Annotated in this window: 9 protein-coding genes; 1 reads left to right on the forward strand and 8 read right to left on the reverse strand. The window is 71.2% G+C overall.

Annotation, left to right across the window (positions count from 1 at the left end):
• Window positions 1–136 precede the first annotated feature (136 nt).
• Together GEV10_09405 and ettA are read right to left on the reverse strand one after the other, a co-directional pair.
• Window positions 137–550, reverse strand: coding sequence for an acyl-CoA thioesterase (locus GEV10_09405; GenBank protein ID MQA78679.1), 414 nt, complete (start codon window positions 548–550; stop codon window positions 137–139).
• A 3-nt stretch (window positions 551–553) separates the two neighbouring features.
• The gene (gene ettA / locus GEV10_09410) at window positions 554–2,230 is read right to left on the reverse strand and encodes an energy-dependent translational throttle protein EttA (GenBank protein MQA78680.1); all 1,677 of its coding nucleotides are present in this window, start codon (window positions 2,228–2,230) and stop codon (window positions 554–556) included.
• 60 nt (window positions 2,231–2,290) lie between these two features.
• On the opposite strand from ettA, the gene GEV10_09415 reads away from it, so the two are divergent.
• The gene (locus tag GEV10_09415; protein MQA78681.1) at window positions 2,291–3,418 is read left to right on the forward strand and encodes an isomerase; all 1,128 of its coding nucleotides are present in this window, start codon (window positions 2,291–2,293) and stop codon (window positions 3,416–3,418) included.
• Window positions 3,419–3,489: 71 nt separating this feature from the next.
• On the opposite strand, the gene GEV10_09420 is transcribed toward GEV10_09415, so the two are convergent.
• From GEV10_09420 to GEV10_09445, 6 genes are all read right to left on the reverse strand, one after another.
• Window positions 3,490–5,763 carry a M6 family metalloprotease domain-containing protein gene (locus GEV10_09420; protein MQA78682.1) on the reverse strand — a complete coding sequence of 758 codons (2,274 nt, stop codon included), beginning with the start codon at window positions 5,761–5,763 and terminating at the stop codon, window positions 3,490–3,492.
• A gap of 179 nt (window positions 5,764–5,942) precedes the next feature.
• The gene (locus tag GEV10_09425) at window positions 5,943–7,601 is read right to left on the reverse strand and encodes an ABC transporter (protein ID MQA78683.1); all 1,659 of its coding nucleotides are present in this window, start codon (window positions 7,599–7,601) and stop codon (window positions 5,943–5,945) included.
• On the reverse strand, window positions 7,598–9,268 hold the full coding sequence (locus GEV10_09430; GenBank protein ID MQA78684.1) for an ABC transporter: 1,671 nt from the start codon (window positions 9,266–9,268) through the stop codon (window positions 7,598–7,600). The genes GEV10_09425 and GEV10_09430 overlap by 4 nt, the downstream gene beginning before the upstream one ends.
• Before the next feature lie 86 nt (window positions 9,269–9,354).
• Complete coding sequence (locus GEV10_09435) at window positions 9,355–10,908, reverse strand: ATP-dependent DNA ligase (GenBank protein ID MQA78685.1); 1,554 nt, start codon at window positions 10,906–10,908, stop codon at window positions 9,355–9,357.
• Between the two features lie 145 nt (window positions 10,909–11,053).
• A complete protein-coding gene (locus GEV10_09440) occupies window positions 11,054–12,082 on the reverse strand; it encodes a gfo/Idh/MocA family oxidoreductase (protein ID MQA78686.1) in 1,029 nt (342 codons plus the stop codon).
• Between the two features lie 22 nt (window positions 12,083–12,104).
• Window positions 12,105–13,217, reverse strand: a complete 1,113-nt coding sequence (locus tag GEV10_09445) for a gfo/Idh/MocA family oxidoreductase (GenBank protein MQA78687.1) — start codon at window positions 13,215–13,217, stop codon at window positions 12,105–12,107.
• Between the last annotated feature and the right edge of the window lie 47 nt (window positions 13,218–13,264).

A 13,264-nucleotide genomic window follows, 5' to 3' on the forward strand; every position in this document is an offset into this window, starting at 1 on the left:
AGGACTTCGCCCGCCGAGACCAGCCGATCAGTTGCTCCCGCTCGGCACCGGTCAACACCAACTCCGCCTTCGGACGCCCAGTTCTCGGCATGCCACCACCATACCGACTTAACCTACGAATTAACGACGGGACACACTAGCTCTCCGCGCCAAACGCGCCGAGGCGGGCCTTCTCGTCCGCGGTCAGCCGGCGGGGGCGGGCGGCGGCGAAGTCGTACGGCACCAGCGTCGTGGAGGCGGTCGCGTAGACCGCATGGTCGCCGTCGTGGATCTCGTACGCCACGTCGAACGCCGCCGCGCCGATCCTGGTCACCCACACGTCGATCGGGACCGGCGCGGACCGGTGCTCCAGCGGCCGCCGGTACCTGATCTCGTGGCCCGCGACCAGGACGCCTGTGGTGAGCATGTCCCACGGGCCGTCCTGCGCGAGGCGCTCGAAGAGGTCGACGCGCGCCTCCTCGAGGTACTGCACGAACACCACGTTGTTGACGTGCCCGTACCTGTCCATGTCTCCCCAGCGGAGTGGACAGCGGAACCGGTGCCGCGCCACGCGTCAGTCGCGGGTGAGCTTGCGGTACGTCACCCGGTGCGGGCGCGCCGCCTCGGCACCCAGACGCTCGACCTTGTTGCGCTCGTAGTCGTCGAAGTTGCCCTCGAACCAGAACCAGCGGGACGGGTCGTCGGCGTCGCCCTCCCACGCGAGGATGTGGGTCGCGACACGGTCGAGGAACCACCGGTCGTGGCTCGTGATCACCGCGCAGCCGGGGAACTCGAGCAGGGCGTTCTCGAGCGACTGGAGCGTCTCGACGTCGAGGTCGTTCGTCGGCTCGTCGAGCAGCAGCAGGTTGCCGCCGATCTTGAGCGTGAGCGCGAGGTTGAGCCGGTTACGCTCGCCGCCGGACAGGATGCCGGCCGGCTTCTGCTGCTCCGGACCCTTGAACCCGAAGCCGGCGACGTACGCCCGGCTCGGGATCTCGACCTGGCCCACCTTGATGTGGTCGAGGCCGTCGGAGACCACCTGCCACACCGTCTTGCTGCCGTCGATGCCGGCGCGGTTCTGGTCGACGTACGAGAGCTTCACCGTGTCGCCGAGCCTCAGCTTGCCGCTGTCGGGCTGCTCGTCGCCCACGATCATCTTGAACAGCGTGGTCTTGCCGACGCCGTTCGGCCCGATGACGCCGACGATGCCGTTCGGCGGCAGGGTGAAGTTGACGTCGCCAAGCAGCGTGCGATCGTCGAAGCCCTTGGTGAGCCCCTGCGCCTCCACCACCACCGAGCCCAGGCGGGGACCCGGCGGGATCTGGATCTCCTCGAAGTTGAGCCGCCGGGTCGACTCGGCCTCGCGGGCCATCTCGTCGTAGCGCTGCAGGCGTGCCTTCTGCTTGGTCTGCCGCGCCTTGGCACCCGACCGCACCCACTCGAGCTCGGAGGTCAGGCGGCGCTTGAGCTTGGCGTCGCGCTGGCCCTCGACCTTGAGACGTGCGGACTTCTTCTCCAGGTAGGTCTGGTAGTTCCCCTCGTACACGTGCGTGCGGCCGCGGTCGAGCTCGAGGATCCAGCCGGCCACGTGGTCGAGGAAGTACCTGTCGTGGGTGACGGCGACGACGGTGCCGGGGTACTTCTCCAGGTGCTGCTCGAGCCACTGCACGCTCTCGGCGTCGAGGTGGTTCGTCGGCTCGTCGAGCAGCAACAGGTCGGGCTGTTCGAGCAGCAGCTTGCACAGCGCCACGCGGCGCCGTTCACCGCCGGACAGGGTGCTGACGTCGGCGTCGCCCGGCGGGCAGCGCAGCGCGTCCATCGCCATGTCGAGCTGCGAGTCGAGGTCCCACGCGTCGCGGTGGTCGAGCTGCTCCTGCAGCTTGCCCATCTGCGCGAGCAGCTCGTCGGAGTAGTCGGTGGCCATCTTCTCGGCGATCGCGTTGTACTCGTCGAGCAGGCGCCTGGTCTCCCGGACGCTCTGCTGGACGTTGCCCAGCACGTCCTCGGTCTCGTCGAGCTGCGGCTCCTGCGACAGCATGCCGACAGACGAGCCCGGGCTCAGGGTGGCCTCGCCGTTGCTGACGTCCTCCACGCCGGCCATGACCTTGAGGAGCGTCGACTTGCCGGCGCCGTTGGGACCGACGACGCCGATCTTGGCGCCAGGGAGGAACGCGAGCGTCACCTCGTCGAGGATGACCTTCTCGCCGTGCGCCTTGCGGGCGCGCTTGAAGACGTAGATGTACTCGGGCATGTCTCCAGGCTACAGGGCATGCCTCGCACCTGAGTCGTCAGCGCGGCATAGGCTTCCTCCGTGCGGGTCACCGATGTCGAGGTCCACGTCGTCAACGTTCCCTTGCGCAACCCGTTCGCCAGCTCCTTCGAGACCAAGACCGGCAACACCAGGACGGTGGTGCGGCTGCGCACCGACGACGGCCTGGAGGGCTGGGGCGAGACGATGGCCGGCCGGCCGGTTGCCGCGCTCGTCGGGGAGCTCGCGGCCGAGCTGCTCGACCGGAGCCCGTTCGACCTCGAGGCGTTCCACCGGCGCGTGCACATGGTGCCGTTCTTCCACGGGTACCTGGGCTACGCGGCGATCGCGGCGCTCGACGTCGCCTGCTGGGACCTCATCGGCAAGGCCACCGGCCGGCCGCTCGTCGACCTGCTCGGCGGACGGTTCCGCGAGACCGTGCCGCTCACCGCACTGGTCACCCGCGCCGACACCGGCGACGCCGCCCCCGAGCGGCTGCCGGAGACCCTCGCACAGCACGCGGCGCGCGTCGTGGAGTCCACCGGGTTCCGCGCGGTCAAGCTGAAGGGCACGTCCGACGTACGCGGCGACGTCGCGATCCTGCGGGCGCTGCGCACCGCCCTCCCCGACATCGCGCTGCGCGTCGACCCCAACGCCGCGTGGTCGGTGCAGGACACCGTCAGCGCGGCCGCGGCCATCGAGGAGCTCGACCTGGAGTACCTCGAAGACCCGTGTGCGGGCATCGAGGGCATGAGCGCCGTCCACGAACGCGTGCGGGTGCCCCTCTGCACGAACATGTGCGTGGTGCGGTTCGAGGACTTCGCGCCCGCGGTCCGCGCCCGTGCGGTCGACATCGTGCACGGCGACGTCTTCAAGTGGGGCGGCGTTGCCGTCACCAAGGCGCTCGCTGCCCACTGCGAGACGTTCTCCCTCGGCATGAACATGCACAGCGGCGGCGAGCTCGGCGTCGCGACCGCGGCCCATCTCGCCCTGGTCGGCAGCACGCCGGTGCTCGACCGGTCCATCGACAGCATGTACTACCTGCACAGCGACGACATCGTCACCGAGCCGTTCACCGTCGCCGGCGGCGCGCTCGCGGTGCCGCACGCGCCGGGCCTCGGGGTCACCGTCGACGAGGACAAGCTGGGTCACTACGCCGAGCTCAACCGCACCCAGGGCGACCTCGCCTGACGCCGGACGACGAAGAAGGGCGCCCGCCCCGCCGACCGGCGGGTGCGAGCGCCCTCTCCTCGGGCTGATACCTACTTCGCGGGCACGACCCGCACCTTCATGGTGTTGCCACCACCGGTCTGCCCCGTGACCTGGATCTTGACGCCGACGCCGGCGACCTTCACCGAGTGCTGCGGGTTCTTGCCCGACCAGTAGGCGTTCGGCTTGCTGTCGTCGAACGTCCTGACGGCCGGCTGCGCCTTGACGTTGGCCACGACCACCTGCCAGTGCTCGCCCTTCTGGACCTCGTTGCTCAGCCTGATCGGGTCGGTGCGCTCGACGCCGAAGGTCGCGTCGAACGGCTGCCTGCGGTTGCTCAGCAGCGACCCGTCGCTGAAGGTGATCGGCTTGTAGTGCGCGTCGACCGGGAGGACCAGGCCCTTGCCCGGATGGACGCTGGTGTTGTTGTCGGCCTGGGTCTCGTCCCAGTAGGTGATCAGCAGGCCGTTCTGGTACGGGAACTGCTGCACCCAGTCGGGCTTGGAGTTCGCGTGACCGTACAGGTACGGACCGGTCTTCAGGGTCCTGTCGTAGTCGACGTACTGCCGGTTCTCGGCGAGGTAGTAGCGACCCTTCATCTCGGTGTTCGTCCCGGTCATCCGGGTGAATCCCCGAGCCGTCCAGCCGTTGGTGCCGCTCTCGACGTCGTCGGAGAAGACCGTCTCGTCACCGGCCTTGACCGCGAAGTCGTCGAGGAAGATGCCCGCGCCGTGGGTGTTGGCGTCGGAGGCGTAGCGGAACCTGACCTCGACCTCCTTGCCGGCGTACGCCGAGAGGTCGTACGAGAGGTCGGTCCACTTCTCGTCGGACGAGCCGTCGATCGGGTCGCCGACCTTCTCCCACGAGGCGCCGCCGTCGGTGGACGCCTCGACGTAGCCGAAGTCGTAACCCTCCTCGGTGTCGTACCAGGCCTTGGCCGACAGCGTCGCCCCGGTGGCACCGGTCAGGTCGACGGACCTGGCGAGCGTGTTGTTCAGCTCGTCGCCCTCACCGCTCCACCACTCGTACTCGCCCGAGGCTGGTTTGTTGTAGTCGGTGACGACCTTCTTCTCCGGCAGCACCACCACGAGGGCCTGCGGGTTGGCTGTCGTGCGTTCGGCCACGCCGAGCGTGTGCTTCGACGTGTCGTCGTGCACCGCGACCTCGTAGTCGAGCCAGCCGAGCTGCAGCTTCTCCCACGCGCCCATGTAGCCCGGCGTCGTGCCGATGGTGCCCTTTCCGTGGCCCAGCCACGAGCCCGCCGACATCAGCGACCAGAACCCGGTGCCGTTCTCGCCGCCCTGGGTGTCGTACAGGTCGGGCAGGCCGAGGTCGTGGCCGTACTCGTGCGCGAACACGCCGAGACCGCCGTTCTCCGGCTCGGTCGTGTAGTCGCGGACGAAGATGCCGCTGTCGCCGATCGGCGTGCCGCCGCTCTGGTTGAACTCGGGGCCGGTCGCGTCGTTGGGGAACGCGGACCAGCGGTGCGACCAGATCGCGTCCTCACCCTGGGCGCCGCCGCCTGCCTCCTCGCCCTCACCCGCGTGGATCAGCTGGATGTGGTCGATGTAGCCGTCGGCCTCGTCGAAGTTGCCGTCGGCGTCGAAGTCGAAGCGGTCCCACTTGTCGAACGTGGCGAGGTACTGCTTGATCTCCTCGTCGGTCTTGCCCTGGGCCTTCTCGTTGTCGAACCAGGCGGTGCTGCAGTCCTTGACGAAGTTCCAGTAGGCGTCGGACTCGGGGATCTCGTTGGAGCCGTAGCGGGCCTCGTTGTACGGCACCTTCACCCAGGCGCTCACGTCGCCGTCGACGGTGTACTTGCCCGAGGACTGCTTGAGGTAGAAGTCGGCGAAGGACTCGCCGGTCTTGCCGAAGAACATCTTCTTGAAGTGGTCCTGGCTGAAGTCCTTCTCCCAGTACGTCGAGTTGTCGACCTTCTGGTCGGGCGCCGGGATCTCGTTACGCACCGGGCCGGCCTCGCCACCGGTACGCGGGTCGGTCTGGTCGCCGAACTCGCACAGGATGGTGAAGAGCTGGTCGGTCTTCGGTGCGGACATCTGGGCGTACCGGCCCTTGCCCAGCTTGACGACGTTGGACTCGCCGCGGCGTTCGGTCTTCACCTCGCCGCGCAGCACCTTCTCCAGTGCCTCCCGCTTGTTAGCGCGGCGCTTCGACTCCTTGGGGTCCGGGAGGTCGTCGTGCCGATGTTTGGCCGACGTGCCCTGGTTGCCGTCGTGCGCGGGCGGCGGCGACGCGGACGCCGTCCCCTGCAGCAACGCACCGCCGAGCGTGGCGACGGCCGCAGCGGCCACCACACCCCTCGTCAGGTTCCTCACCCGGGAACTCCTTCTCTGCCGGACATGTCGTCACGCGTTCGTGCGCGCGACGCTACAGCGAGACCAACGGCACGGTAGAACCCCCCGAGCGGGTTGTCACGCCACCACGCAACGTACCGACCGACGGTGACCGTCGCCACGCGGCCACGGGTGACGGGAGCGTGAGGGGGTCACGCCCGGACGGCGACGGCGAGCTCGCGACGGATCTCGGCGTGGGCGTCGAGCTCGTTCTCGACGGGCCCGACGACGTGCTCTCGCACACTGCGTGAGACCTCGTCACGCAGTGACGTGACGAGGCCTTCGCGGCGGTGCCGCGCGGTCGAGCGCACGCCCAGCCGGGAGAGCAGGTCGATGCCCAGGCCAAGGACGATCGCCCCGCCCGCGAGCACGGCGGCCACCAGCGACCAGGCGCCGTTGCCGAGGACGAGGCCGGCGACGGCCACCACCGGTGCGGCGCAGAGCGCGCACAGCAGCAGCAGCAGCTGGGCCAGCCACGCCAGCCGCCACCAGACCGGGATGCGCCCGATACCGACGTCGGCGTCGGCGAGCACCCGGTCGACGACGTCGACGAGCTCGTCGGCGCGCGAGCGGCTCGCGTCGCGCAGCAGGCCCGGCCACGGGACCGGCAGGCCGGCCGAGGCCGACGCCGAGACCACGCGCAGCGCCCCGTCGACCTGCGCCAGCTGGATCGGCGCGCCGGACGGCGTGTGGTCGCCGGAGAGGCCGGTGAGCGCCTCGCCGCCCGGCAGCCGCAGCGTCGGCGTGCGGCGGAGCCTGCGGGCGAGGCGGAACGGCGGCCAGCCCGTGACGCGAAGGCCGTGCCGGCGGGTGCCCTCGGCGACCGCGGTCGCCAGGGTGCCGACGCCGGCGGCGTCGCTGATCGTCGTCACGAGCTCGTCGCGTGCCCGCGACCCGACGGTCTCGGTCCCGGAGAACACGGACTCGGTCACCCCGAGCCCGTCCGGCTCCTGCTCCTCGTCGGGCTCGACGGGGCGTTCGGAGTCGCAGTACGCGTCGAGGCGGCTGCCGATGCTCGCGATGTCGGCGGTGAGCCGGTCGGCGGCGGCCCGCTTCTCGCGGACGGTCTGCTCGAGCAGGGTCCGCAGCCCCTCCGCTCCCGCCTCGGCCGTGGCGGACGTCGGGACGACGCGGACCCCCTCGAGCCCGTCCTCCTCGACGAGCAGCCGGCGCAGGTCGGCCTCGCAGGCGGCGACCTCGTCGGCCTCGAGCCGGTCGACCTGGTTGAGCGCGACGATGACGACGTTGCCGTGTCCCGCCATCGGCTGGAGGAACTCCTCGTGGACGACGCGGTCGGCGTACTTCTGCGGGTCCATCACCCAGACGAGGGCGTCGACGAGGTCGACGAGGCGCTTGACCTCGTGCAGGTGCGACGGGTCGTCGGAGTCGTGGTCGGGCAGGTCGAGCAGGACCAGCCCCGCCAGCGGGGACGGTGCGGTGTCGAGCACGGTGTCTCTCGCGACCCGGTGCTGCGCGGGGACGCCGAGCCAGTCGAGGAGGGCGGCGGCGCCGTCGAGTCCCCAGACGCAGGCGTGGACCGCGCCGGTGGTCGGGCGGCGGACGCCCACCGCCGAGAGGTCGATGCCGGACAGGGCGTTGAACAGCGACGACTTGCCGCTGCCCGTCGACCCCGCGAGCGCGACGACGGTGTGGTCGGCGGAGAGCCGCTGCCGGTCCCTGGCCCGCTCGAGGACGCGGACGGCGGCCGCCAGCTCGGCGGCGGGCAGGCGCCCCTCGCCGAGGTCGACCGCGCGAGTAAGGGCGTCTATCCGCTCCGCCAGCTCGCCCGACGGCGGCGGGTGCTCAGTCACCGGCGAGCCGCGTCGAGGCCGAACTGCACCTCGCGCAGGCGATCGGCACCGTTGTCCGGCACCTGGGTACGGCGGAGTAGATCCCGGTATCGCTCCGCTTCGGCCTCGAGTAGCCCATGCGTCTCCCCCTGCAGGTCCCTTCGGACGGTCGCCGCGTGCCGGCGTACCGCCTCCCCCCCGAAGATCGACTCGAGCAGCTTCCTTGACGCCCGGGTCGCACTGCGCGCCACCGCGACCTCGGTGCCCGTGGCGGCACCCACCGGTGTCACGGTGACAAGCACGAGGATAAGGCCAAGGACCACCGCGTCGTAGTCCGGAGTGGGCGAACCGTCGTCGGACGACGCCTCGTGCACGAGCTGTGTCACTCGGTCCTGCCAGCCATTCACGACGTCACGGACAGAAGCAGTCAGCTCGGCGGATACGCGACGCGGGTCATCCGGCGCGCCCGCCAGCACGGCCTCGCCGGCGGATCCCTGTGCCCACCGCCCGCTCACGTGTTCGACGAGTTGCGCGGCGTGAGCGAGCAGCATCGCCTGGACACCCTCGGCGAACGCGGCACGGAGCTCGGTGACCTGGGTCGAGGTGGCACCAGCGTGCACCGCCCGCACCATCTCGCCGGAGCCGACGAGCTCGCGCCACCGGGTGAGCACGTCACCGCGGACCAGCGAGCCGTCGAGCGTCGCGTTGTCGACGCCCTGGCCCGCCACCGCGGACGCCTCGTCGACGACAGACAGGAGCTCGGCGACGATCTCGTCCTGCTGCTCGGCGACCCGCGTCACCGGGATGAGCCGTTCGCCGAAGCTGTCGATCGCGCCGTCGAGCGTCTCGCGGACGAGGGTCTGCCTGGCCTCGTCGTCCGAGGCGACGTGCGCGAGCCAGCCGCGCAATGACGCGATGGCCTCCTCACCGAGCAGCTCGCCCCGCTCGACCTCGGGGAGGACGAAGAACGGCGCGTCACCGAGCCCCCGCGCGTGGAGCAACTGCGCCAGGTGCTCGCTCGCCTCCTGCCTGCTGCCCTCGGGACAGCGGTCGATGACGACGGCGACCGCCACGCCGCGGTCGCGGGCGGTGTGGAGGAACGACCACGGCACCGCATCGGCGTAGCGTGCTGCGGTGGTGACGAACAACCACAGGTCGGCCGCGGCGAGCAGCTGGACGGCGAGCTCGCGGTTGGGTTCGACGACGGAGTCGAAGTCGGGCGCGTCGACGACCGCGAGGCCGACCGGCAAGGTGTCGCACCTGACGAGGTGCAGGATCCCCTCGTCCTCGGTGGCGTCGGTCACCTCGCCCCTCGACCTGGGCAGGGACGGCAGCACCCGGTCGTCGGCGAACCACGCCTCGTCACCCTCGCCGCAGATCAGCACCGGCGACCTGGTGGTCGGGCGGAGCACGCCCGCCGGGCTCACGGTGCGGCCGGCCAGCGCGTTGACGAGGGTGGACTTGCCCGAGCCGGTCGACCCGCCCACGACGGCGAGCAGCGGGGCGTCGAGCCGGGCGAGGCGGGGGAGCACGTAGTCGTCGATCTGCCGCGAGATCTCCGAACAGGCGCGCTGGGCGTCGTCGGCGCCCGGGATGCGGAGCGGGAACAGAGGTTCGGCGAGCCGATCGCGGAGGCGCCTCAACGCCTCCCCCATCTTGGCCCCGCCATGATCCACGCTGGGTAGCATGCCCGGTTCGCGTGGCCTGCGGCACGCCGGGGGCGGGTAAAGGGCAGGAAAACGCACGGTTGCTCGGACGGAGGGTGCGCGCGCGCCTACTCGTCCGCCGCGGCGGAGGCGTGGGCGGCCGTGTAGATGGCACGGACCGTGTCGACCGTGTCCGCTTCCGTAGCGGGCTTGTCCTCGCGATAGCGGAGCACCCGTGCGAAGCGCAGTGCCATGCCACCGGGATACCTGGTGCTGTGCTGCACGCCGTCGAACGCGATCTCGACCACCAGCTCCGGGCGGACGTGGACGACCCAGTCGCCCCGCTCGGTGGCGAGGGCGAGCAGTCGCTCGGTCTGCCAGGCGAGCATCTCGTCGGTGAGCCCCTTGAACGTCTTGCCGAGCATCACCCAGCCGCCGTCGGGGTCGCGGGCGCCGAGATGAAGGTTGGACAGCCTGCCCCTGCGGCGGCCGTGTCCCCACTCCACCGCGAGCACCACGAGGTCGAGGGTGTGGCGCGGCTTCACCTTCAGCCACGCCGCGCCGCGCCGGCCGGCGTCGTACGGCGAGGCGGGCGACTTGACCACGACGCCCTCGTGCCCTGCGGCGATCGCGGACTCGAAGAACGCCGCCGCCTCGTCCGCGGACCCGGTGACGGTGCGCGGCACGAGGAAGCGCTCGGGCACACGTTCGCGCAGCGCCGCCCACCTCGTCTCCGCCGGCTCGTCGAGGAGGTCGGTGCCGTCGACGTGGAGGACGTCGAAGAAGAACACGGTCACCGGGAGCTCGGCGCGCAACGTGTCGGCGTCGCCCCGTGACCCGGTGCGGCTCGCCGTGACCCCGAACGGCTCCGGCGTGCGGTCGGGCCGCAGCACGATCGCCTCACCGTCGAGCACGACCTCGGAGACCGGGAACCGCGCCACGGCCTCGACGATCTCGGGCAGCCGCGCAGTGACGTCGTCGAGGCTGCGGGTGTAGACGCCGATCCGGTCGCCGGACTTGTGCACCTGCACCCTGATGCCGTCGAGCTTCCACTCGAGCGCGGGCACGGGCACCCGCACCTTGGCCAGCGCGTCGGTCAGGTCGGTCGCGGGCTGCGCCAGCATCGGCGCGAGCGGCCTGCCGACCTCCAGGCGGAACGCGGCGAGCCCGTCGGCGCCCTCGGTCAACGCGACCGCGCCGACGACGCGCAGGTCGCCGCGGAGCAGCAGCGCCCGGCGCACCTCGCCGACCGGGATGCCGGCCGCCTTGCCGATCGCGTCGGCGGCGATCCCGGCCAGCGCGCCCTGACGTACCTCGCCGGTCAGCAGGCCGCGCAGGTAGTCCTGCTCCTGCGCCGTGGCGCGGGCGAACAGGTCGCCGAGCAGTGCGGCACGGCGCGCCTTCGACCCCGGCCCGCTCGTGCCGCCGACGGTCTCCAGGAGGGCGTCGACCTCGGCGACGGTGAGGCTCGCCGTGCCGGCGGGCGCCGGTATCTCGCGCAGGCTCGCCCACCCGACGCCGATCTGCCGCTGCCTGAGCATGCCGGCGAGGTACGCCACGGCCGCCTCCGCCTCGTCCGCCTCGGCGGTGCCCAGGCACGCGGCGATGAGGTCGATCTTGGCGCGGCGTGACGACGTGGCGGCGACCGCCGCCGACGTCCGCGCGATCTCTGCGAAGAGCACGGGAGCAGCATGCCACCGGTCGCCGACACCCAACCCTCGTTGGGGTCCCCGGCGGGGGTGCCCACCACGACCGGGGTCCCCAACGGGTGCGGGCACCACGACCGGGGACCCCAGCGGGTGTGGCCGGCGGCGAGGCGACGCGGTGTCAGGTGGTCAGGTCGACGGGAAGGCCGGTCTCGGCCGACGCGTCGGCGGCCTGGTAGACGCGCATCACCGTGCGGGCCTGCCGTGCCGTGGCGAGCACGGGACGGTCGTACGCCACCGCCTCCAGGAAGTGCACGGTCTCGGCGGCCATCGGGCCGGCGTACACGTGGCCGACCCGCTCGCCCGGCATCGTCGACAGCGGCAGCGAGATGCCGCCGTCCATCCGGTTGAGCAGGACGTCGCGGTGGCTGTCGTCGACGAGCAGCGCCGCGTCGGAGCCGACGAGCTCGATGGTCGTCGTCGAGAAGTTGGGGTACCCGGGCGGCAGGATCCAGCCGGCGCCGATGACGACCACGACGCCGTCGTCCATCGTGATCGTGATCCAGGTGCAGTCGGCGACGTCGTGGGCGTCGCGCATGACCTGGTAGACCGACTGCGCGTAGACCCGCACCGGACGCGCCGGCTCGAGGCACCACAGCACGAAGTCGATGTCGTGCGTGGCCTCCATCGCCGCGGGCGACAGCTTGATCCTGCCGCCGATCTTGTTGCCGAGGCTCCGCGTGACGTGACGGCTGACGAGCGCGCTCACCGGACGACCGATCGTGCCGTCGTCGACGCACTGCTTCACGTACGCCTGTTTCGGGTTGAACCGCTGCGAGTACCCGATGGCCAGCTTGAGGCCGGACGCCTCGGCGAGCGCGATGAGCTCGTCGGCCTCGTCGAGGGTGAGCGCCAGCGGCTTCTCCAGCAGGACGTGCTTGCCGGCGTGCAGGGCGTCGCGCGTCATCGGGAAGTGCGTCGTCTCCGGCGTCGCGGAGATGATGACCGCGTCGACGCCCTCGTCGGCGAGGATCTCGTGGTAGTCGTCGGTCAGCAGCTTGGCGTCGGTCTGGTCCGCCACCTCGCTGAGCCGGTCGGGGCGGATCTCGGCGAGGTGCACCCGGTCGACCAGCGGGCTCGCCGCGCAGACGTTCGCCCTGATGCCGCCACACCAGCCGGGGCCGATGATCCCTACGTCGATCGTTCGCATCCGGTCTCCTGGAAGGTCGGTGTCACAGGTCCACGGAGATCTCTGCGCCCTTCGCGGCCGCCTCGTCCATCGCCAGGCACATCAGCAGCGCGCGGTGTCCGTCGGCGGCCGTGGCGTGCGGCGTGACCGCGCCGGACGCGACGCGCACGAACCACGCGTTGGTCTCCTCGCGCATCGGGCCCCACAACTGGCCCTGGTACTCGTCTCCCGGCGGGTAGCTGGTGAGGAAGTCGACGTGGCGTGGCGCCTCCGGCGCGAACCCCTCCGGTTGGTAACCCGCCCCCTGCGGCGCCTCAGATGCGAGAACGAGGTCGCGGTGCGTGTCCTCGATGTCGAGCACGCCTGTCGTCCCGACGATGCCGATCTCGAGGCCGTACACCGATCCCGGCCAGATCGTCGGCAGCGCCCAACTGATGTTCATGCTCCACACGGTGCCGTCGGCCATCGTGACGATGGCCAGCGTCGCGTCCTTCGTGCCGAGTGCGCCGAGCACCTTGTCGACGGACCGCGCGTAGACGTGCGCGGGGGTCTTGTCGCTCATCAGCCACAGGCAGAGGTCGACGGAGTGGGTGCCGGAGACCACGATCGGCGTGAGCGCCTCGCGATCCTCCGCACGAGGTAGCGTCGCCAGCGGCACCATCCGGTTCATGAAGGCCCGGGTGACGACCGTGGTGACGTCACCCACCGCCCCGGCCTCGAGCCGGGCCTTCGCTGCGAGGAAGCGGCGCCGGAACCGTTGCGTGTAGCCGACGACGGCGTCCACGCCCGCAGCGTCGATCGCGTCGAGCACCCGGCGCGACGCGTCCTTCCGGGTGGCGAGCGGCTTCTCGATGAACAGGTCCCTGCCCGCGTTCGCGGCCTCGACGACGGGACGCTCGTGCTCGTTCTCGTCGGTGGCGACGATCACCGCGGCGACCTCGGGGCGCCGCACCAGCTCCGCCGCGTCGGTCGTGAAGAAGTCCGCGCCGACGTCCGCCGCGAGCCGCCTGCCGACGGCCTCGTCGCGGTCGCAGAGCCCGAGCCAGCCCACGGCCGGATGCTGTCGCGCCAGGACCGCGCGGATCCTGCCGATCGTCCCGCATCCCACGACGGCGAGGCCGAAGCCGCCGCCCTTCTCCCGACTCGAGTCCGGCATGAGCAGCCGCCTTCCGCCCGCAACGTTGACAGTGGGTAAAACGACAG

Source organism: Streptosporangiales bacterium (assembly GCA_009379955.1).
Taxonomy (GTDB): Bacteria; Actinomycetota; Actinomycetes; order Streptosporangiales; family WHST01; genus WHST01.

Excerpts from the sequence above, each read along its gene's own strand:
- GEV10_09445 (MQA78687.1), bottom strand. The coding sequence starts at position 13,217 with ATGCCGGACTCGAGTCGGGAGAAGGGCGGCGGCTTCGGCCTCGCCGTC.
- GEV10_09440 (MQA78686.1), bottom strand. The coding sequence starts at position 12,082 with ATGCGAACGATCGACGTAGGGATCATCGGCCCCGGCTGGTGTGGCGGC.
- GEV10_09430 (MQA78684.1), bottom strand. The coding sequence starts at position 9,268 with ATGCTACCCAGCGTGGATCATGGCGGGGCCAAGATGGGGGAGGCGTTG.
- ettA (MQA78680.1), bottom strand. The coding sequence starts at position 2,230 with ATGCCCGAGTACATCTACGTCTTCAAGCGCGCCCGCAAGGCGCACGGC.